The organism is Ensifer sp. ENS09, from assembly GCF_014852425.1.
GTDB lineage: Bacteria > Pseudomonadota > Alphaproteobacteria > Rhizobiales > Rhizobiaceae > Ensifer.
The window spans coordinates 81783-100506 of record NZ_JACVBP010000010.1; the positions used below are offsets into that span (position 1 = coordinate 81783).

Annotated in this window: 20 protein-coding genes; 5 read left to right on the plus strand and 15 right to left on the minus strand. The window is 62.7% G+C overall.

Going from position 1 to position 18724, the window contains the following annotated elements:
* Positions 1 to 8: 8 nt before the first annotated feature.
* The 8 genes from tsaE to chvI form a co-directional block, all read right to left on the minus strand.
* Positions 9 to 1520, minus strand: a complete 1512-nt coding sequence (gene tsaE / locus IB267_RS32495) for a tRNA (adenosine(37)-N6)-threonylcarbamoyltransferase complex ATPase subunit type 1 TsaE (protein ID WP_192451510.1) — start codon at positions 1518 to 1520, stop codon at positions 9 to 11.
* Positions 1520 to 4000: a PAS domain-containing sensor histidine kinase gene (locus IB267_RS32500; RefSeq protein ID WP_192451511.1), complete on the minus strand. Its 2481-nt coding sequence runs from the start codon at positions 3998 to 4000 to the stop codon at positions 1520 to 1522. Before IB267_RS32500 ends, tsaE begins: the two co-directional genes overlap by 1 nt.
* A gap of 306 nt (positions 4001 to 4306) precedes the next feature.
* Positions 4307 to 5707: an adenosylhomocysteinase gene (ahcY, locus tag IB267_RS32505; RefSeq protein WP_034801698.1), complete on the minus strand. Its 1401-nt coding sequence runs from the start codon at positions 5705 to 5707 to the stop codon at positions 4307 to 4309.
* 166 nt (positions 5708 to 5873) lie between these two features.
* Positions 5874 to 6164: an HPr family phosphocarrier protein gene (locus IB267_RS32510; RefSeq protein ID WP_043624332.1), complete on the minus strand. Its 291-nt coding sequence runs from the start codon at positions 6162 to 6164 to the stop codon at positions 5874 to 5876.
* Positions 6164 to 6565: a PTS sugar transporter subunit IIA gene (locus IB267_RS32515; RefSeq protein ID WP_034801684.1), complete on the minus strand. Its 402-nt coding sequence runs from the start codon at positions 6563 to 6565 to the stop codon at positions 6164 to 6166. Before IB267_RS32515 ends, IB267_RS32510 begins: the two co-directional genes overlap by 1 nt.
* A 156-nt stretch (positions 6566 to 6721) precedes the next feature.
* Complete coding sequence (locus tag IB267_RS32520) at positions 6722 to 7180, minus strand: HPr kinase/phosphorylase (RefSeq protein ID WP_192451512.1); 459 nt, start codon at positions 7178 to 7180, stop codon at positions 6722 to 6724.
* Positions 7177 to 8910: a sensor histidine kinase gene (locus IB267_RS32525; protein ID WP_246810930.1), complete on the minus strand. Its 1734-nt coding sequence runs from the start codon at positions 8908 to 8910 to the stop codon at positions 7177 to 7179. The genes IB267_RS32520 and IB267_RS32525 overlap by 4 nt, the downstream gene beginning before the upstream one ends.
* A 239-nt stretch (positions 8911 to 9149) precedes the next feature.
* On the minus strand, positions 9150 to 9875 hold the full coding sequence (chvI, locus tag IB267_RS32530) for a two-component system response regulator ChvI (protein WP_043626797.1): 726 nt from the start codon (positions 9873 to 9875) through the stop codon (positions 9150 to 9152).
* Positions 9876 to 10198: 323 nt separating this feature from the next.
* Here chvI and IB267_RS32535 point away from each other — a divergent pair, with 323 nt between their 5' ends.
* The 5 genes from IB267_RS32535 to IB267_RS32555 all read left to right on the plus strand — a co-directional run bounded on the left by IB267_RS32535 (position 10199) and on the right by IB267_RS32555 (position 14063).
* Entirely contained in the window at positions 10199 to 11809 is a 1611-nt protein-coding gene (locus IB267_RS32535) for a phosphoenolpyruvate carboxykinase (RefSeq protein WP_192451514.1), read from the plus strand.
* A 203-nt stretch (positions 11810 to 12012) separates the two neighbouring features.
* Entirely contained in the window at positions 12013 to 12447 is a 435-nt protein-coding gene (gene arfB, locus IB267_RS32540; protein ID WP_192451515.1) for an alternative ribosome rescue aminoacyl-tRNA hydrolase ArfB, read from the plus strand.
* A gap of 78 nt (positions 12448 to 12525) precedes the next feature.
* Positions 12526 to 12999, plus strand: a complete 474-nt coding sequence (lysM, locus tag IB267_RS32545) for a peptidoglycan-binding protein LysM (protein ID WP_192451516.1) — start codon at positions 12526 to 12528, stop codon at positions 12997 to 12999.
* Positions 13000 to 13001: 2 nt separating this feature from the next.
* The gene (locus tag IB267_RS32550) at positions 13002 to 13439 is read left to right on the plus strand and encodes a hypothetical protein (protein WP_371742690.1); all 438 of its coding nucleotides are present in this window, start codon (positions 13002 to 13004) and stop codon (positions 13437 to 13439) included.
* Between the two features lie 12 nt (positions 13440 to 13451).
* Complete coding sequence (locus IB267_RS32555) at positions 13452 to 14063, plus strand: alpha-ketoglutarate-dependent dioxygenase AlkB (RefSeq protein ID WP_192451517.1); 612 nt, start codon at positions 13452 to 13454, stop codon at positions 14061 to 14063.
* 15 nt (positions 14064 to 14078) lie between these two features.
* Here the strand turns inward: IB267_RS32555 and coaA are convergent, their stop codons facing one another.
* From coaA to hisB, 7 genes are read right to left on the minus strand one after another with little or no spacing between them, the layout of a single operon-like run.
* On the minus strand, positions 14079 to 15071 hold the full coding sequence (gene coaA / locus IB267_RS32560) for a type I pantothenate kinase (protein ID WP_192451518.1): 993 nt from the start codon (positions 15069 to 15071) through the stop codon (positions 14079 to 14081).
* Positions 15068 to 15391, minus strand: coding sequence for a phosphoribosyl-ATP diphosphatase (locus IB267_RS32565; protein ID WP_192451519.1), 324 nt, complete (start codon positions 15389 to 15391; stop codon positions 15068 to 15070). The genes coaA and IB267_RS32565 overlap by 4 nt, the downstream gene beginning before the upstream one ends.
* 15 nt (positions 15392 to 15406) lie before the next feature.
* On the minus strand, positions 15407 to 16183 hold the full coding sequence (hisF, locus tag IB267_RS32570) for an imidazole glycerol phosphate synthase subunit HisF (protein ID WP_192451520.1): 777 nt from the start codon (positions 16181 to 16183) through the stop codon (positions 15407 to 15409).
* A gap of 3 nt (positions 16184 to 16186) precedes the next feature.
* The gene (hisA, locus tag IB267_RS32575; RefSeq protein WP_192451521.1) at positions 16187 to 16924 is read right to left on the minus strand and encodes a 1-(5-phosphoribosyl)-5-[(5-phosphoribosylamino)methylideneamino]imidazole-4-carboxamide isomerase; all 738 of its coding nucleotides are present in this window, start codon (positions 16922 to 16924) and stop codon (positions 16187 to 16189) included.
* 28 nt (positions 16925 to 16952) lie between these two features.
* Positions 16953 to 17603, minus strand: coding sequence for an imidazole glycerol phosphate synthase subunit HisH (gene hisH / locus IB267_RS32580; RefSeq protein WP_060608913.1), 651 nt, complete (start codon positions 17601 to 17603; stop codon positions 16953 to 16955).
* On the minus strand, positions 17603 to 18073 hold the full coding sequence (locus IB267_RS32585; protein ID WP_192451522.1) for a DUF2628 domain-containing protein: 471 nt from the start codon (positions 18071 to 18073) through the stop codon (positions 17603 to 17605). The genes hisH and IB267_RS32585 overlap by 1 nt, the downstream gene beginning before the upstream one ends.
* A gap of 24 nt (positions 18074 to 18097) precedes the next feature.
* A complete protein-coding gene (gene hisB, locus IB267_RS32590; protein WP_043616119.1) occupies positions 18098 to 18706 on the minus strand; it encodes an imidazoleglycerol-phosphate dehydratase HisB in 609 nt (202 codons plus the stop codon).
* Positions 18707 to 18724 lie beyond the last annotated feature (18 nt).

An 18724-nucleotide genomic window follows, 5' to 3' on the forward strand; every position in this document is an offset into this window, starting at 1 on the left:
ATTCTCTGTCAGTTCGCTGATTCGGAAACGAGGATTCCGGTCTTCATACACCAGTCGTGCAAGGGTTTCAGCGATTCATGTGAAAGCGCCGCCTTAAGATAGGCGAAAGTGCGCGGCATGTGCTTCATGTAGCCGGGCTTGCCGTCGCGCTGCATCAGCCGCACCCAGATGCCGACGAGCTTGCAGTTGCGCTGCGCCGACATCAGGTGCCAGTCGCGAAGGAACATTGCCTCGTCGAAGCTACCACCCGCGCGCCGTTCGGCGAGATAGGTCTCCATCATCCGGCTTGCGAGCGAAGGCGGGATGGTGACGCGGGCATCCTGAACCAAGGACGCGACGTCATAGGCGGTCGGACCGATCATTGCGTCCTGGAAATCGATGAGGCCGATCCGGTCCAGACCTTCGCGTTCCCCGCGCCAGATGATGTTCGGCGAGTGAAAATCGCGCAGCAGCAGGTTCGTTTCGGATGTCTGCAGGAGGTCGATCAGGCCGTCCCAGATCTCTCCATATTCGCGCTTCTCGTCGTCGCTTGCCGGCGCGCCGCGTTTCCAGGGCAGATACCAGTCGGTCAAAAGCCGTGTCTCGATCTTCATCGCCGCCCGGTCGAAATCCGGAATGCGGTGGATCACAGTCGGCTCGACGCTGATCTCGGCCTCGGAGCGTTCCGCGTGCAGGCGGGCAAGCAGCCGTGCGCTCTCGATGTAGCGTTCGTCGATTGGTTCTCCGTCCGCATCGAGAACGCCCTCCGAGCCGAGGTCTTCGATCAGGAGGATGCCCTGGTCGAGATCGCGGGCGTAGATTTCGGGCGCTGCAAAGCCACGGGCAATGAGCATCTGATCGACGGCGACGAAGGGAACGACATCCTCGGCGATGTGCGCCAGCTGCTGATAGTACTTTCCGTGCTGAAGGATCGGGCCCGGCTTGTGCCGCGGCGAATCCATCAGAATCCGGCTAACGGAATCATCCGCCGGGTAAATGCGCTCATAGGCCCGGATCGAGGCGTCGCCGCTCAGGTGCCGGCGCCGCGCTTTCGAATGTCCGTTCGTATCGAGAAACGCGCGGATTGCTAGCGTCCGGGCGATGCGCTGCAGCGTGGCATCAGGTGCCGAAATTTCGACGCGTCGCCCGTCTTTCTCGTGGGTAATGGCCAGCGTAATGCGGCTTGAGGGCAGGGCGTCGTCCGCCCGTTCCGGCCACTCGACCAGGCAGATGCCCTGCGATAGGGCTTCATCGAAGCCGAGTTCGTCGAGTTCGCTGGAATCGGCCAGCCGGTAAAGGTCGAAATGCGCGACGGGTATGCGCAGGTCGTAGCTCTGTACCAGCGTGAAGGTCGGGCTCGGCACTTCCAGGCCGTCGTCATCGGCGACGGCTCTGAGAAACGCGCGTGCCAATGTAGACTTGCCGGCGCCGAGATCGCCCGAAAGGGCGACGCAGTCGCCAGGTTTCAAGGCGAGCGCCAGGTCTTCCCCGAGCTCGATCGTTGCCGCCTCGTCTGCAAGATGGCGTTCGATCGCCGGCATTATTCGGCCGCGACGGTCGACGGCACGTCGGCCGAGGGAATGCGGCAGGTCACTTCCGTGCCTTCGCCTTCCTTGCTGCGGATCGCGACTGTGCCGTGATGCAGGCTGACGAAGCTCTCGACGATCGAAAGCCCGAGCCCGGCGCCGCCGCGTTGGCCGTGGCTTTCAAAGCGGTTGAAGACGGTGTCGAGCACGTCCTGCGGAATGCCGGGGCCGCTGTCGGAGACCGAGAAGATGAAGTCGCTGCCCTCGCGGCGGCAGGCCAGTTCGATGACGCTGCCATCGGGCGCGAAGTTAGCGGCATTGGTGAGCAGCTTGACGAAGATCTGCTTCAGGCGCTGCTGATCGGCGACCATCCGGCCGAGATTGTCCGGTGCTGCGATCCGGAGCGTGACGCCACTCTCGATCAGCCGGTCGGCCATCTGATGGGCGATGTCGTCGAGGAAGTCCGTCAGGCTGATGTCGGTGAGGTCGAGCTGGACGATACCGGCATCGACGGTCGCCAGATCGAGGATGTCGTTGACAATCGTCAGAAGCAGCGACGAGGACGTGGCGATGTGGTCGACATACTCGGCCTGGCGCTCGTTGAGGTCGCCGAAGGCAGGCGTCTTCAAGAGATCGGCGAAACCGATGATGTTGGTCAGCGGCGAGCGCAGCTCATAGGAAACGTGATGGACGAAGTCGTTCTTCAACGCGTCCGCCTTGCGCAGCGCCTCGTTCTTTTCGGTGAGCGCGCGCTCGACCCGGACGCTGTCGGTAATGTTGACGAAGGTCAGCATCGTCTGGGCGTTCGGCAGCGGAATGACGGCGTAGTCGAGGATCAGCCCGGTTCGAAGTTCGAGGATGCCGCGGCTGGAGGGCCGCTCGTCGTCGAAGCTGGTGATGATGTGGGTGAAACGCTTCCAGCCGTCGGGCTGGTCGTAGGAGATCAGGCAGGCCTGCTCGATCGCCTTGATATGCGTACCGGGTTTGGCTTCAGCCTCGCTGATGCCCCAGATCGCCCGGAAGGCCGGGTTGGAGAGGCGGATGCGGCCGTCAGGCCCGAACACCGCCACGCCTTCGGCAAGATGGTCGATGGTTTCGCCCTGGACCTGGACGAGGGTGTTGTAGCGCGTTTCGAGATCGACCTTCTCGGTCAGGTTCTCGAACACCCAGGTAACGCCGCCCTGCGGGCGGGCGGTGGCAAAGACGCGCAATGTCTGTCCGTTCGGCAGGTGCCAAAGGTCGCTCTGCGTATCGAGCGCCTGGTAGACCGATAGTGCGTTCGCCTTCCACTGTTTCCAGTTGAGCTGTTCCGGCAGCTGGCCGCCGGCGCGCAGCCGGTCGAGCACTTCTCCGTTGTCCGGTTTGCGCTCGAGGAAGCCGATATCGAGGTTCCACAGCCGCTGGAAGGCCTGGTTGTAGAACTGCAGACGCTGGTTGCCGTCGAAGATCGCGACGGGCGTCGCCAGATGGTCGAGCGTTTCCGCATGGCTCTTGAGCGTGCGGTTGAGCTCTTCGCGCACGGCCTCGATGCCCGAGATATCGACTGCGATACCGGCCGAACCAGCAGCGTTGCGGGCGTCAACGACGTCGAAGAAGGTGCGGTTGCCGCGAACGACGGTCGAGACCTTGTCGTGGAAAGGCGTATCGAAGGTCGAGACCGACCGGATCTTTTCACGCGCGACCGTCGCAAGCAGCTCGCGCTTCTCCGCGACGGCGGTGGCGACATCGGGCGCCTCGACGGCGTCGGCATAGGCTTCGTTGACCCAGACGAGCGCGCCGTCGGTGCCGCGCTGCCAGACAGGCAGGTCGATGGCATCGAGGAGCGTGTGGAAGGAGCGAAGCGCGGCATTGAGCCGATCATGTTCGAGCTTCAGCTCGGCGAGCTCCGCCCGCATGTTGTTGAGCGCGATGAAGCGCACGAAGGCGCGGCCGCCGGAAACGCGTCCCTGGGCCTCCAGCACCTCGTTGCGCTGTGTTTCAATGACGAGATCGAAGCTGCGGGCCTGGGTGCGAAGCGCCTCGATCGATTTTTCCAGCTCGCCGGCGGACTGCGCCTTGACCCAGCGGCCGAAGGCCAGAAAGTCGCGATCGTCGGAAGGCGCGCCGGTTTCCGCCGGCAGCTGGCCGAGCAGTTCGGCGCGTTCAAGCAGTCCGTCCCAGATGACGATCCGGCGGTTCTTGTCGGCGACCAGTGCCTGGTAGCGCGAGAGGCGCTGGTTGGCGTCGGAAAGGTCGGACCTAAGCTCGCGGTTTTCGGCCTCGATGTTGCCGCGCTGGCGGATCAGCCAGATCGCCGAGATCATCGCAGCGGAAATGACGCCGATCAGCACGGAAAAGGTGACGACTTCCGACGAGCCGAAGATGCCGGCCTTTTGCGGGACAACCTGGGCGAGAGCATCCGTGGCGGTGAAAAGGGCGGTGCCGGCCAAAAGGCGGCGCAGGAATTTCGGACCCTTGCGGCGGATGGCCGGAAAATCTGTCTGGTCTTTCTTCATGGCGCTGCCATCCCCGTCTGTCCGAAGGGTGCTGCCGGCCTTGCTGCGCCTTGCACAGTTCCACCGGGGCCCTGTTCAAGGGTCCGCGTCAGTTCCGATTGCATCCCCGGTCTGTCTCCGTCTGTTTGCCGCTAATTCGACAAGACATCCCATCCGCGATGCCCAAGGTCCGCACCGGCATCACGAATCAATGGGTTAGAGCATACTTCCTAGTCGAATCGTCGGGAAGGGAGAGGCCCAAAAAAGCGGCCGCGCTCTCTTGTCAAGAACGCGGCCACAAGATGTTGTGGATTGCCCGGGTAAGGATTAGTACCGGTAGTGCTCAGCCTTGAACGGACCCTGCGTCTTCACGCCGATGTAGTCGGCCTGCTCTTCGGAAAGTTCCGAGAGCTTGGCGCCGAGCTTCTTCAGGTGCAGGCGAGCGACCTTCTCGTCGAGCGCCTTCGGCAGGACGTAGACTTCGTTCTTGTACTTCTCACCCTTGGTGAAGAGCTCGATCTGGGCCAGGACCTGGTTGGAGAACGAGGCCGACATCACGAAGGACGGGTGACCGGTGGCGTTGCCGAGGTTGAGCAGGCGACCTTCCGAAAGCAGGATCATGCGATTGCCCTTCGGGAACTCGATCATGTCGACCTGCGGCTTGATGTTCGTCCACTTGAGGTTACGCAGAGCCGAGACCTGGATCTCGTTGTCGAAGTGGCCGATGTTGCCGACGATCGCCATATCCTTCATCTCGCGCATGTGGTCCATGCGGATGACGTCCTTGTTGCCGGTCGTCGTGATGAAGATGTCGGCCGAAGAAACGACGTCTTCGAGCTGAACGACTTCGAAACCGTCCATGGCAGCCTGCAGGGCGCAGATCGGGTCGATTTCCGTGACCTTGACGCGGGCGCCGGCGCCCGAGAGCGAGGCAGCCGAACCCTTGCCGACGTCGCCGTAACCGCAGACAACGGCGACCTTGCCGGCCATCATCACGTCGGTGCCGCGACGGATACCGTCAACCAGCGATTCCTTGCAGCCGTACTTGTTGTCGAACTTCGACTTGGTGACGCTGTCGTTGACGTTGATCGCCGGGAACGGCAGCAGGCCCTTGGCCTGGAGCTGGTACAGACGGTTGACGCCGGTCGTGGTTTCTTCGGTCACGCCCTTGATCGCGTCGCGCTGCTTGGTGAACCAGCCCGGCGAAGCGGCAAGGCGCTTCTTGATCTGTGCGACGAGGATTTCTTCTTCTTCCGAACCCGGGTTCGAAAGCACGTCCTCGCCGGCTTCGGCGCGGGCGCCGAGCAGGATGTACATGGTGGCGTCGCCACCGTCGTCGAGGATCATGTTGGAAACGCCGCCGTCGGCCCACTGGAAGATCTTGTCCGTGTAGGTCCAGTATTCTTCGAGCGTTTCACCCTTTACGGCGAAGACCGGAACGCCGCTGGCGGCGATTGCGGCTGCGGCGTGGTCCTGGGTCGAGAAGATGTTGCAGGAGGCCCAGCGTACATCGGCGCCCAGCGCAACCAGCGTCTCGATGAGGACGGCGGTCTGAATGGTCATGTGCAGCGAGCCGGTGATGCGCGCGCCCTTCAGCGGCTTCGAAGCGCCGAACTCTTCGCGGCAGGCCATCAGGCCCGGCATTTCCGTTTCGGCGATCGCAATTTCCTTGCGTCCGAAATCGGCGAGTCCGATGTCGGCGACAATGTAGTCCTGAGTGGTGGTCATGGAGTTCTCCGGGCTGATCTCTTCAAGCCGCGCGGCCTTGGCCATCTCCGCGGCGCGATTATGCCTCCCACGCCTATACGACGCGGTGAGAGTGCGACCGATCTATCAGGATTCAGGGTGAAGAGCAACCGTGATATAAAGAAGTCTTTATATCTTTATATTACTGTCAGATTTCTTCGCCGAACTTGTCGGCGACCAGAGCGTCAAGCGCATTCAGCGCCTCTTCGGCCTGTGCACCGCTGGCGGTCACGCAAACGCTGCAGCCGGTGCTGGCGGCCAACATCATCAGCCCCATGATCGAGGTTCCGCCAACGGTCATGCCGTCCTTCGAGACGGTGATCTCGGCGTCATAGGCCTCGACCGTCTGCACGAACTTCGCTGATGCCCGCGCGTGCAGGCCTCGCTTGTTGATGATCAGCAGTTCGCGCGTCAGCGACATGTCGGGGCGGTGATCCATTATTTCCCACTCAGGACGCGGCTGGCGACGTTGATGTACTTCCGCCCGGCCTCCGAGGCCTCGACCAGTGCCTTGTCCATGTCGCTCTCGCCGCGAACGCCGGCAAGCTTGATCAGCATCGGCAGGTTGACGCCGGCGATCACTTCGACGGTGCCGCTGCGCATCACCGAGATGGCGAGGTTGGAGGGGGTCCCGCCGAACATGTCGGTGAGGATGATGACACCGTTGCCTTCGTCGACATTGGTGACCGCGTCGAGGATATCCTGCCGACGCTGGTCCATGTCGTCCTCGGGGCCGATGCAGACGGTCTCTATAGCTTTTTGCGGACCGACAACATGCTCAAGCGCATGTCGAAATTCCTCAGCCAGCTTGCCATGGGTGACAAGCACAAGTCCGATCATGGGTATCTTCGCTCCAACTGCACACGCAATTCACTGATGGCCAGATATCGCAATGCAGCAATTTCGTCCACCTGTTGGGGAGGGCATCTTGGCAAGGAAAAGGGGAAGTGCAAGCCAAAAATGCCGAAAAACCGGTCGCGCTGACGGTAAATCGGGCTAGAAACCTATTTTTTCAGCGATGAGCGCCTGCAAAATATTGAGAACCTGCGCACCGTCTTCAACGGGAACGCGAACAATCGGCAATGCTCGCCCGAGTGGCAGGGGCAATGTCTCGTCATCAGGCGGTAGGCGCGGGTCGAATGGGGCGCTGACGGGCAGCAAGGCCCAGTCCATCACCGCGCTGGGCACGGTTTCGATCGTGCCGATGCCGGCACCGCGGATTTCGATAAGGCCGTGAATGGAGGGCGGGCAGCGCGCCACGATCCGGTCGTGTTCGTGCGCAAGATCGACCCGGTCATCGGCGACCAGCGCTGCAAAATGTCCGGCCTGCCGGGCGGCCGTGATGCAGGCGAGCGCCAGTCTGGATTTGCCGGAGCCGGACGGCCCGGTGATCAGGAAGCCGCGCGTCCCGAGCACGATTGCAGTGCCGTGGACATTGGCGCGGGCTGTTGTCACGCGTGCGGCTCGGCGGGAAGGGACAGGATGAAGCGGGCGCCGGCGATACGGCCATCCGGTCCGGCGATGTTTTCGGCCTTGAGCGTGCCGCCATGGGCTTCGGCGATCTGCCTGGAGATCGACAGCCCGAGGCCGGAATTCTGGCCAAAGTCCTCGCCTTCCGGACGGTCGGTATAGAAGCGCTCGAAAATGCGGTCGATGTCTTCGGCCTGGATGCCAGGGCCGTTGTCCTCGACATAGACGAGGCAGCGCGAGCGCGAGCGGGTGAGGCGTACGACAATCCGCCCGCCGTCCTCGGGAACGAAGGAACGGGCGTTTTCGATCAGGTTGGTGATGATCTGGCCGATGCGCAGGTCGTAGCCGCTGACGGCAAAGCGCGCCTTGGGGCTGTCCTTGCGGTCGATGACGAAATCGAGCAGCACCGCCTTCTTCTTGCTTCGGACCTGGCGCGAGATATCGACGAGGTCGCCGAGGAGTTTTTCGAGATCGATCGTCTTGGCGTCGCTGCGGGCAAGTTCCGCGTCGAGACGCGAGGCGTCGGAGATATCGCTGATCAGGCGGTCGAGGCGCCGGACGTCGTGCTGGATGACGTCCATTAGCCGCTTCTTCGATTCGTCGGTCCGCGCCAAAGGCAGCGTCTCGACCGCGCTGCGCAGCGAGGTGAGGGGGTTTTTCAGCTCGTGGCTGACGTCTGCGGCAAAGTTCTCGATCGCGGCGATCCGGTCGTAGAGCGCTGTGGTCATTTCGCGCAGCGCGACCGAAAGGTTGCCGATCTCGTCCTGGCGCGAGGAGAAGTCGGGAATTTCCTCGCGCTCCTTGGCGCCGCCGCGGCGCACGCGCACGGCGGCTGCAGCCAGGCGCCGCAGCGGATTGGCGATCGTCGACGACAGAAGCAGCGACAGGATGATGTTGACGAGGGCCGCGACGCCGAAGACCCGGATGATGGCGAGACGTTCGGCCTGGACGATCTTGTCGATGTCGCCGGCCTGGGTCGAAAGCAACAACACGCCGAGAACGGCGCGGAAACGCTGAACGGGCACCGCCACCGAAACGATGAGCTCACCCTTCTCGGTAACGCGTTCGACATAGCCGCGCACGCCCGTCAATGCGTTCGTCACTTCGGGATAGATTGCGCCGTTGCCGCCCGGCGGCTCCTTGTAGAGCGGCAGGTTGCCCGGCTGCAAAAGCTTGTTCAGCCAGCTGTTGAGCTTCTCGCCGATGCCTGTCGATTCCGGCTCGATCGGCGGCAGGTCGAAGCGCAGCACCTGGCCGCCGCTATAGAGATGGCGCGAATCGAGCAGCAGGTCGGCATCCGCGTCGAACAGGCGGGCGCGGGTGCGCGTCGGCGAGATCAGCCGGCGCAGAACCGGCGCGACACGTTCCTGGATGATCGGGAAGTCGAGATCCTCGTCGCTCGGCAGCGGCGTGATGCTCTGGCCGGCTTGCAGTTCCAGCAGCTTTTCGGGATCGATGGTGATCGAATTGGTATCGACGGAAGCGGAAGCCGAGATCGCGCCGGCGATGATTTCGCCCTGGGTCAAAAGGCTTTCGACGCGCGCATCGATCAGTCCCTCGCGGAACTGGTTGAGGTACATGATGCCGCCGACCAGAACGACGAGCGCCACCAGGTTGAAGAAGACGATACGGCGGGTGAGGCTCGAGAAGACGGCATTGCCGAAGAGACGACGAATGAGCGTGAAGGGATGCGCCCAGCGGCGCTGGCCCTTCAGTGCCTGGGCACGCCCGTCATTGTCTTCTATGTCGCCCTGCAAGACTTCTACCAAATGTCCCGCTCCCGCGCGGACTGTCCTTCATAATCGTTCGATGGCGGCGGCTCTGCCGGCCGGTTGCGCCACCTTCCATGGTTTTGATCCGAAGACGGCGGAGATCGTGTCGAGCCTAACAAGAGGCCATCACCATCGCGCCGCTTCAAATGCGCCACTCTGGGCGCGATGGCAAGCCCCGTGGCTCAGGCACTTTCCCGGAAACGATAGCCGACACCGTAAAGCGTTTCGATCATGTCGAAGTCGTTGTCGACCATCTTGAACTTCTTGCGCAGCCGCTTGATGTGGCTGTCGATGGTGCGGTCGTCGACATAGACCTGTTCGTCATAGGCCGCGTCCATCAGTGCGTCGCGGCTCTTGACCACGCCCGGGCGCTGCGCCAGCGAATGAAGAATAAGGAATTCCGTCACCGTCAGCGTCACCGGCTCGCTCTTCCAGGTGCAGGTATGGCGCTCCTGGTCCATCACCAGCTGCCCACGCTCGAGCGAGCGCGACGGCGCGTCGGTTGCCTTGACGGTATTGTTCGTGTTGGCGGCCGCGGCTTCGCGGTTGGCGGCGCGGCGCAGGATCGCCTTGACGCGTTCGACCAGCAGGCGCTGCGAGAACGGCTTGGTGATGAAGTCGTCGGCGCCCATCTTCAGGCCGAAGAGTTCGTCGATCTCTTCATCCTTAGAAGTGAGGAAGATCACCGGCAGGTCCGACTTCTGCCTCAGGCGGCGCAGCAATTCCATGCCGTCCATGCGCGGCATCTTGATGTCGAAGATTGCAAGCTGCGGCGGCCGGGCGAGCAGACCTTCGAGCGCGGAAGCACCGTCGGTATAGGTCTCGACCTTGTAGCCCTCCGCCTCCAGGGCGATGGATACGGACGTCAGAATATTCCGGTCATCATCGACAAGCGCGATGGTCTGCATCGTGTTCAACTCCGTCTTTTGAGGTGCCGGTCCCGTCCCCGAAACTCCGGCATTCGCGAGTCACGGGTGCGTTAGTGAGTATAAAGGTGGAACAAATTGTGGCGAAGCCCAAAAAGCACCTGTCGTGACGATAGGATAGCTCCTGTCAGATCGGTCTTCGGGATGTCGATTTCAACCGATTAAAAAAACGATAATTTTCTTTAAATCGATTAATATACTGAAATCATTATTCTTTTTTTGACGTCGCCTTGTTTTTGAGCGAGCATGCAAGTAAGGTCCGGCGAAATTCAACGCCAATGGCCAAACACGAAGGAAGCTTGACCATGGAGCAACTCGGCACTCGCAATCTCGCGAACGGCTTGGAAAAACTCGGCTTTATCGACCTGGATACGGTTCGGTACAACCTCGAAGCCGCAGAGCTTTATGGGGAAGCTCTTCGCCGCGGCGAGGCCGAACTGACGGCACACGGTGCGCTCGTCGCCCGTACCGGCCAGCACACCGGTCGCTCGCCGAAGGACAAGTTCGTGGTTCGCGATGCGAACACCGACGACCAGATCTGGTGGGACAACAACAAGCCGATGTCGCCGGAGCATTTTGCTCTGCTGCGCAAGGACATGCTCGAGCATGCCAAGGGCATGTCGCTCTACGTGCAGGACCTGGTTGGCGGCGCCGATGCCGACAACGCGCTCCCGACGCGCGTCGTGACAGAGTACGCTTGGCATTCGCTGTTCATCCGCAACCTGCTGATTCGTCCGGCACGCGAAGCGCTCGGCGCCTTCCTGCCGAAGCTGACGATCATCGATCTGCCGAGCTTCAAGGCTGATCCGGAGCGCTACGGCTGCCGCACCGAGACAGTCATCGCCTGCGATTTCACCAACGGCCTGATCCTCATCGGCGGCACGTCCTATGCCGGCGAGATGAAGAAGTCGGTCTTCACCGTCCTCAACTACCTGCTGCCGAAGAAGGGCGTCATGCCGATGCACTGCTCGGCAAACGTCGGCCCGGCCGGCGACACCGCGATCTTCTTCGGCCTTTCCGGCACCGGCAAGACGACGCTTTCGGCCGACCCGACCCGCACGCTGATCGGCGACGACGAGCACGGCTGGGGCGAGCAGGGCGTCTTCAACTTCGAAGGCGGTTGCTACGCCAAGGCGATCCGCCTGTCGGAAGCCGCCGAGCCGGAAATCTACGCCACGACCCGCCGCTTCGGCACGGTCATGGAAAACGTCGTGCTCGACGAGCGCCGCGTGCCTGATTTCGACGACGGTTCGCTGACGGAAAATACCCGTTGCGCCTATCCGCTCGACTTCATCCCGAACGCCAGCGACACCGGCACCGCACCGCAGCCGCGCACCATCATCATGCTGACGGCCGACGCCTTCGGCGTGATGCCGCCGATCGCCAAGCTGACGCCGGAACAGGCGATGTACCACTTCCTGTCCGGCTACACCGCCAAGGTTGCGGGCACCGAAAAGGGCGTTACCGAGCCGGAAGCCACTTTCTCGACCTGCTTCGGCGCGCCGTTCATGCCGCGCCATCCGTCGGAATACGGCAACCTGCTGAAGGATCTGATCGCCAAGAACGGCGTCACTTGCTGGCTGGTCAACACCGGCTGGACCGGCGGCGCCTACGGCACCGGCAGCCGCATGCCGATCAAGGTGACGCGTGCTCTGCTCGCGGCCGCCCTTGACGGCTCGCTGAACGCTTCGGAACTGCGCACCGACGCCAACTTCGGCTTTGCCGTTCCGGTCTCGGTCCCGGGCGTTGACGACGGCATCCTCGACCCGCGCTCGACCTGGGCCGACGGTGCAGCCTATGACGCGCAGGCTCGCCGCCTTGTCGACATGTTCATCACGAACTTCGCCAAGTTCGAGAGCCATGTGGACGGCAGCGTCCGCGACGCTGCTCCGGGCACCAAGATCGCCGCCGAATAAACATTGTCGGCTATGATTCACGTGAAACCCGGTCCTTGTGGCCGGGTTTTTCGCGTTTGTGCCTGCTGTATTTCCCCTCGAAAGCTCTTCGATCAAAGGGGAGCCAAAGTGCTGTGGCGACCTTTGCGCCTCTGATGAGACGCGCGGCGCCGCAGTGTTTTCAACGGGTTCGCTCTGTGCCATAGATCGGGCCGAGGTGAATCATGGCCAGCGACCCGCTCTACATAAACGACAATATCGTGATTGCCGGCTGGGAGCTGACGGAGCAATTCGTGCTGGCCGGCGGTCCGGGCGGGCAGAACGTCAACAAGGTGTCGACCGCCGTTCAGCTGTTCTTCAACGTCCAGGCGTCTCCGGCGCTTTCCGATCGCATCAAGGCCAATGCCCTGAAGATCGCCGGCAAGCGCGCCTCGAAAGAGGGCGTGCTGATGATCGAGGCGAGCCGCTTTCGCAGCCAGGAGCGCAACCGTGAGGACGCGCGCGAGCGGCTGAAGGAGCTGATCCTCAAGGCCGCCGAGCCCCCGCCGCCGCCGCGCAAGAAGACCAGGCCGACGCGCGGCTCCGTCGAGCGGCGTCTCAAGGAGAAGTCCGGGCGCGGGGAGATCAAGAAGCTCAGGGGCCGGCCTGGAGGCGATTGATTCTTTTTGCGGCTCCCTTGCCTTTTGGCGGGCAGCGCCCTCTCTTATCGAGCAGTGTTTTCGCAAAAGGAGATATTCATGGGTCTTTTCAGCTTTATCAAGAACGCCGGCAAGAAGCTTGGCATCGGCGGCGACGACGATGCTCCGGATGCCGAAAGCGTTCAGAAGGAACTTGCATCCCACGATCTCGGCACGAAGGACGTGCAGGTCGAAGTGGCCGGTGACAAGGTCGTGCTGAAGGGTGTCGTGAAGGACCAGAGCGTCTTCGAAAAGGCCGTCGTCGCCGTCGGCAACACGCTCGGCGTGTCCGCGGTCGAGGCCTCCGAACTCAAGGTCGCCGATGCTGGCGCAGCACCTGCCGCAGCAAGAGCGCCCGTCTTCTATACGGTCAAGAAGGGCGACAACCTCTGGAAGATCGCCGAGGCGCAGTACGGCAAGGGCAAGGGCGCCAAGCACACGGTGATCTTCGAAGCCAACAAGCCGATGCTGACCCATCCGGACAAGATCTATCCGGGCCAGGTTCTGCGCATTCCGGATCTGGATGCGGCCTGAGCGTGTCCTTCAGGCGGTCTCTTGCAATTGCCGCGCTGGCGAGCCTCTGGCTCGCCGGCGTTTCTCTGGCGCAGCCTTTCCGTGAACCCGCCAAGGGCAGCACCGAGCGTGCCGCCATCCTCGACGCGATCCGTCCCGCGGTCGAGGCCGAGATGCGCGGTCCGGTCGAATTCGTCGTTACCACCATGCGTGCCGCGCCCAACTGGGCCTTCATGCAGGTCGAGCCGCAGCGTCCCGGTGGCGGATCGATCGAGCTGTCGCAAACCGGGTTGCGTGACGAGGCCGACATGATGGATGGTCTGACGGTGTTCGCACTCGTCAGTTTCCAAAACGGCCGCTGGAACCTCGTCGATCACGTCGTCGGGCCGACAGATGTCGCCTATGCCGGCTGGCCGCTGCGCTATGGCGTTCCGGCGGCGCTTCTCGGCCTGGAACAATAAGGACTGCCTCTCATGCAGGTGCTCCCGAAAGGGATCAGACATATTCCAAGCTATCTCGATCGTGCCCGGCAGGAGCAACTGGTGGAGACCATTCGGTCCGTCGTTGCCGAAGCGCCGCTCTTCGTGCCGGAAATGCCGAAGACCGGCAAGCCCATGTCGGTGCGCATGACCAATTGCGGCGCGCTCGGGTGGGTCACGGATCGCGATCGGGGCTATCGTTACCAGGCTCAGCATCCGGTGACCGGCCGTCCCTGGCCGGTCATGCCGGATATCCTGCTCGATATCTGGAATGCGGTTTCCGCCAGCAGCAAGGCGCCCGAGGCCTGCCTGGTAAACTTTTATTCCGAAGAGGCCCGCATGGGGCTGCACCAGGATCGCGACGAGCGCGATCTTGAAACCGCCGTCGTCTCGATCTCGCTTGGTGACAGCTGCCTCTTCCGCGTGGGTGGCAACACGCGCGGCGGCCAGACCATGTCCTTCCGGCTGGAAAGCGGCGATGTCGTGGTGCTGGGTGGGGAAGGGCGTCTCGCCTTCCATGGCGTCGACCGGATCTATCCGAGCACGTCGACGCTGCTGAAGAATGGCGGGCGGGTCAATCTTACGCTCCGCCGCGTCAATCCCTGAGGATGCACCGAAAGCTCAGAGCTTCCTGAGCGCCACCTTTTCGGTCAGATGGTTCGGGCCCTTTTGCAGGATCAGGTCGGCGCGCGGGCGCGTCGGCAGGATGTTCTGGTGCAGGTTCTTCAGGTTGATGTTGTGCCACAATCCCTCGGCAATGGCCCGGGCTGCATCCTCACTGATCGTCGCGTAGCGGTGGAAGTAGGATTCGGGGTTCTTGAAGGCGGTTTCGCGCAGCCGCATGAAGCGGTTGACGTACCAGCTGTGGATCAGGCTTTCCTCGGCATCGATATAGATCGAGAAATCGAAGAAATCCGAGACCATCGGCACGATCTTGCCGTCGGCCGGCAGGTTGCGCGACTGCAGAACATTGATGCCTTCGAAGATCAGAATATCCGGGCGGTCGATCACCGTGTACTGATCCGGCAGCACATCATAGGTCAGGTGCGAGTAGCTGGGCGCCTTGACGTTCGGCTGGCCCGCCTTGATCGCCGACAGGAAGCGCAGCAGTGCGCCGACGTCGTAGCTCTCCGGAAAGCCCTTGCGGTCCATCATGTTTTCGCGCTGGAGCACGGCGTTCGGATAGAGGAAGCCGTCGGTCGTCACCAGGTCGACCTTCGGGCTCGACGGCCAACGCGCCAGAAGCTGTGCCAGAATACGGGCCGTGGTCGATTTGCCGACGGCGACCGATCCGGCAATGCCGATGACGAAGGGCGTCTTCGTCTCGGACATGCTGAGGAAGCGCTTGCGCTGCTCGAACAGCATCTGCGACGACTCCACATGGGTCGAAAGCAGGCGCGACAGAGACAGGTAGATCTGCCGGACCTCGCCGAGATCGACCGGGTCGTTCAGCGAGCGCAGCCGCTGTACCTCGTCGGCCGTCAGCGTCAGCGGCGTATCGGCGCGAAACCGCGACCATTCCTCGGCGGTGAAGAAGTGATAGGGCGAATAGTCCCGCTTCTGCAGATTGTCCGGCAGGTCGGCCGCTTCGATGTCTTTCGCCGCTGTCGTCATGGGGTCTGCCGATTTGCCTTTTCCTGCAGGCCGGATTGGTTTGTCCGCCGCTGAAGTTCGTTGAGCACATCCTGCAACGGAACGTCGGCGATCTTCAATACGACCATCAGATGATAGATGAGATCGGCGCTCTCGGCGACGAGATTCGCGCGGTCGTTGCTGATCGCGGCGATCACCGTCTCGACCGCTTCCTCGCCGAGTTTCTTGGCCGCCTTCGGCTGGCCGCCGGCGACCAGCTTTGCCGTCCAGGATTGGTCCGGGGCCGCCTGCGCGCGTGTCGCGACGATGGCCTCGAGGTCGGAAAGTGTGAAATCTGCCATGAAAGATCCTGAAGCTCAGTCGAGGCGCATGGCGATGCCATGCTCGGCCATATAGCGCTTGGTTTCGCCAATGCTATAGGTGCCGAAATGGAAGATGGAGGCGGCGAGAACGGCGGTTGCATGACCGTCCCTGATGCCGGCGACCATGTGGTCGAGCGTGCCGACGCCGCCGGACGCAATCACTGGCGCGCGCACCGCATCGGCAACGGCGCGGGTCAGCGCGATGTCGTAGCCGCTCTTGGTGCCGTCGCGATCCATCGAGGTCAGAAGGATCTCGCCGGCGCCGAGATCGACCACCCGGCGGGCAAAATCGATCGCGTCGATGCCGGTCGGCTGGCGTCCGCCATGGGTGAAGATCTCCCAGCGATCCGCTTCGCCGTCCGCCGAGACCTTCTTGGCGTCGATCGCAACGACGATGCACTGGTTGCCGAACTTGTCGGCCGCTTCCGCGACGAATTCCGGGTTCTTCACGGCGGCCGTGTTGATCGACACCTTGTCAGCGCCGGCCAGAAGCAGCTTGCGGATGTCAGAAACCTGGCGAACGCCGCCGCCGACGGTCAGCGGCATGAAGCATTGTTCGGCGGTACGGGCGATGACGTCGAAGATCGTCTCGCGATTGTCCGAGGACGCAGTGATGTCGAGGAAGCAGAGTTCGTCGGCGCCGGCAGCGTCATAGGCGCGGGCCGCCTCCACCGGGTCGCCGGCGTCGATCAGGTCGACGAAGTTGACACCCTTGACGACACGGCCGTCCTTGACGTCGAGGCAGGGGATAACGCGGGCTTTAAGCGTCATGGTTCAAGCCTTTCTCGCGGCGCGGATCAGATCCAGCGCCTCCTGCGGGTCGATACGGCCGTCGTAGAGCGCGCGGCCAGAGATGGCGCCTTCGAGCTTGCGTGCATCCGGCTCGACCATACGCCTGATATCGTCCATCGAGGCGAGGCCACCCGACGCGATGACAGGAATGGAAACCGCGTCCGCCAGTTCCAGCGTCGAGGCCCAGTTGATGCCGGTCAGGATGCCGTCGCGGTCGATGTCGGTATAGATGATCGCCGAAACGCCAGCGCCCTCGAACTTCTTGGCAAGCTCGATCACGCCGAGTTCGGATGCCTCGGCCCAGCCTTCGACGGCCACCTTGCCGCCCTTCGCGTCGATGCCGACCGCGACCTTGCCCGGGAACTTGGCGCAGGCTTCGATGACGAGCGCCGGATCACGAACGGCGACGGTGCCGAGGATGACGCGGGCAAGCCCGCGCGACAGCCAGTTTTCGATATGGTCGAGTGTGCGGATGCCGCCGCCAAGCTGCACCGGGTTCTTGGTCGCCTTGAGGATAGCGTCGACGGCGGCACCGTTGACCGTCTCGCCGGCAAAGGCGCCGTTCAAGTCGACGACGTGCAGCCATTCAAAGCCCTGGTCTTCGAAGGCAAGAGCCTGGGCCGCCGGGTCGGGGTTGTAAACCGTCGCCTGGTCCATGTCGCCGAGCTTCAGGCGCACGCATTGCCCGTCTTTCAGGTCGATCGCGGGAAAAAGGATCATGGGTCTGTCCAATCAGTCGTGCGAAAGCTCAGGGCTTCCAGCGCAGGAAATTCGAGATGAGGGCGAGGCCGAGCGCCTGGCTCTTTTCCGGGTGGAACTGTGAACCCGCCTTGTTGCCGTTGGCGACGAAGGCCGTGACCGGTCCGCCATAGTCGGCCTCGGCGACCACGTCGGCCGCGTTCTCAGCGGCCAGATGGTACGAATGCACAAAATAGGCGTGCAGACCGGCTTCGCCAACACGGATGCCGTCAAACAGCGGATGCTCGCGCTTGAGCTTCAGCGTGTTCCAGCCGATCTGCGGGATCTTCAACGTCGTGTCGGCGGGCGTCATTTCGACGACATCGCCGGGGATCCAGCCGAAACCATGGGTGATGGTCTTCTCAAGCCCGCGCGACGACATCAGCTGCATGCCGACGCAGATGCCGAGGAACGGCCGGCCAGCCTGTTCGACCGCCTCCGTCAACGCTTGCTCCATGCCGTCGACGGCGGCCAGGCCGCGGCGGCAATCGGCATAGGCGCCGACGCCCGGAAGCACGATGCGGTCGGCGCTCGCCACCCGCTCCGGCTTGTCGGTAAGGTCGATCTCGGCTGCAATGCCGGCTTCGCGGGCGGCCCGTTCAAAGGCCTTGGTGGCCGAGCGCAGGTTGCCCGAGCCGTAATCGATAATGGCGACGCGCATCAGCGTTCTCCGTAGGAATCAAAAAGGCCGAGGCCAGGGCCGCCACTTGAGGGCTTGCGCACGGTCCAGTCGGCCGGGGAAGGGGCGGCGGGCTTGGTTTCGTTCGAAGCCAGGCTCGTGAAATAGATTTCTTCGGCCGCTTCGAGATTGGGCGCCGGCACGATGGAGCGCAGCGTCCAGTCACGGGCCGTCAGGCTGCGCGCCACCAGAACCGGTCCTTCGAGCGCCACCACCAGCCGAAGCGCGAGGTGCGACAGGAGAGACGGCAAGAAGCCGCTCTCGTGGTTCGACAGGAATATTAACGAGATCTGCAGAACAGCAACTGCGATGCCGATTGCCCATTGGCGCTTGGCCAGAAGCCACAGCGCAGGGAAAAGGAAGGCCCACCAGGAAAAGCCGTCGGCGACGAAGCGCGCCCGCTCGTCGTTGGCGCGCGCACCCGGCGGGGTGAGGATCATGTAAGAAGCCATGAGTCAAAGCCAGTGACTGGCCGCTTAGGCAAGGGTCCCCTTGGTCGAGGGAACGCGGCCGGCCTGGCGCGGGTCGATTTCTGTTGCGGTGCGAAGCACGCGGGCGACGGACTTGAAGCAGGTCTCGGCGATATGATGGTTGTTGGCGCCGTAGATGTTCTGGATATGCAGCGTGATCCCGGCGTGCTGGGCGAGCGCCTGGAAGAATTCGCGCACGAGTTCCGTGTCGAAGGTGCCGATCTTCGGCGACGTGAAGGTCACGTTCCAGACGAGGAACGGCCGGCCGGAAACGTCCACCGCCGCGCGCGTCATCGTCTCGTCCATCGCGAGGTCGAGCGAGGCGTAGCGGGTGATGCCGCGCCGGTCGCCGAGCGCCTTGGCAATCGCCTGGCCGATGGCAATGCCGGTGTCTTCGACCGTATGGTGATCGTCGACATGCAGGTCGCCGTCCGTCTTGATCTCCATGTCGATCAGCGAATGTCGGGCGAGCTGGTCCAGCATATGGTCGAAGAAACCGACGCCGGTCGAAATCTTGGAGATTCCGGTGCCGTCGATGTTGACCGATACGGATACCGCGGTTTCGTTGGTCTTTCGCGAAACCTCTGCGGTGCGGCTGGACGTGGCTTCTGCCATCGGGCTCTCCTGTATACG

Bases quoted from the DNA above. Each gene is read 5' to 3' on its own strand.
- IB267_RS32555 (WP_192451517.1), top strand. From the start codon at position 13,452: ATGCAGGTGCTCCCGAAAGGGATCAGACATATTCCAAGCTATCTCGAT.
- coaA (WP_192451518.1), bottom strand. From the start codon at position 15,071: ATGACGACAGCGGCGAAAGACATCGAAGCGGCCGACCTGCCGGACAAT.
- hisF (WP_192451520.1), bottom strand. From the start codon at position 16,183: ATGACGCTTAAAGCCCGCGTTATCCCCTGCCTCGACGTCAAGGACGGC.
- hisH (WP_060608913.1), bottom strand. From the start codon at position 17,603: ATGCGCGTCGCCATTATCGATTACGGCTCGGGCAACCTGCGCTCGGCC.
- IB267_RS32515 (WP_034801684.1), bottom strand. From the start codon at position 6,565: ATGATCGGACTTGTGCTTGTCACCCATGGCAAGCTGGCTGAGGAATTT.
- arfB (WP_192451515.1), top strand. From the start codon at position 12,013: ATGGCCAGCGACCCGCTCTACATAAACGACAATATCGTGATTGCCGGC.
- hisA (WP_192451521.1), bottom strand. From the start codon at position 16,924: ATGATCCTTTTTCCCGCGATCGACCTGAAAGACGGGCAATGCGTGCGC.
- IB267_RS32565 (WP_192451519.1), bottom strand. From the start codon at position 15,391: ATGGCAGATTTCACACTTTCCGACCTCGAGGCCATCGTCGCGACACGC.
- chvI (WP_043626797.1), bottom strand. From the start codon at position 9,875: ATGCAGACCATCGCGCTTGTCGATGATGACCGGAATATTCTGACGTCC.
- IB267_RS32585 (WP_192451522.1), bottom strand. From the start codon at position 18,073: ATGGCTTCTTACATGATCCTCACCCCGCCGGGTGCGCGCGCCAACGAC.
- IB267_RS32535 (WP_192451514.1), top strand. From the start codon at position 10,199: ATGGAGCAACTCGGCACTCGCAATCTCGCGAACGGCTTGGAAAAACTC.
- lysM (WP_192451516.1), top strand. From the start codon at position 12,526: ATGGGTCTTTTCAGCTTTATCAAGAACGCCGGCAAGAAGCTTGGCATC.
- hisB (WP_043616119.1), bottom strand. From the start codon at position 18,706: ATGGCAGAAGCCACGTCCAGCCGCACCGCAGAGGTTTCGCGAAAGACC.
- IB267_RS32500 (WP_192451511.1), bottom strand. From the start codon at position 4,000: ATGAAGAAAGACCAGACAGATTTTCCGGCCATCCGCCGCAAGGGTCCG.
- ahcY (WP_034801698.1), bottom strand. From the start codon at position 5,707: ATGACCACCACTCAGGACTACATTGTCGCCGACATCGGACTCGCCGAT.
- IB267_RS32510 (WP_043624332.1), bottom strand. From the start codon at position 6,164: ATGGATCACCGCCCCGACATGTCGCTGACGCGCGAACTGCTGATCATC.
- tsaE (WP_192451510.1), bottom strand. From the start codon at position 1,520: ATGCCGGCGATCGAACGCCATCTTGCAGACGAGGCGGCAACGATCGAG.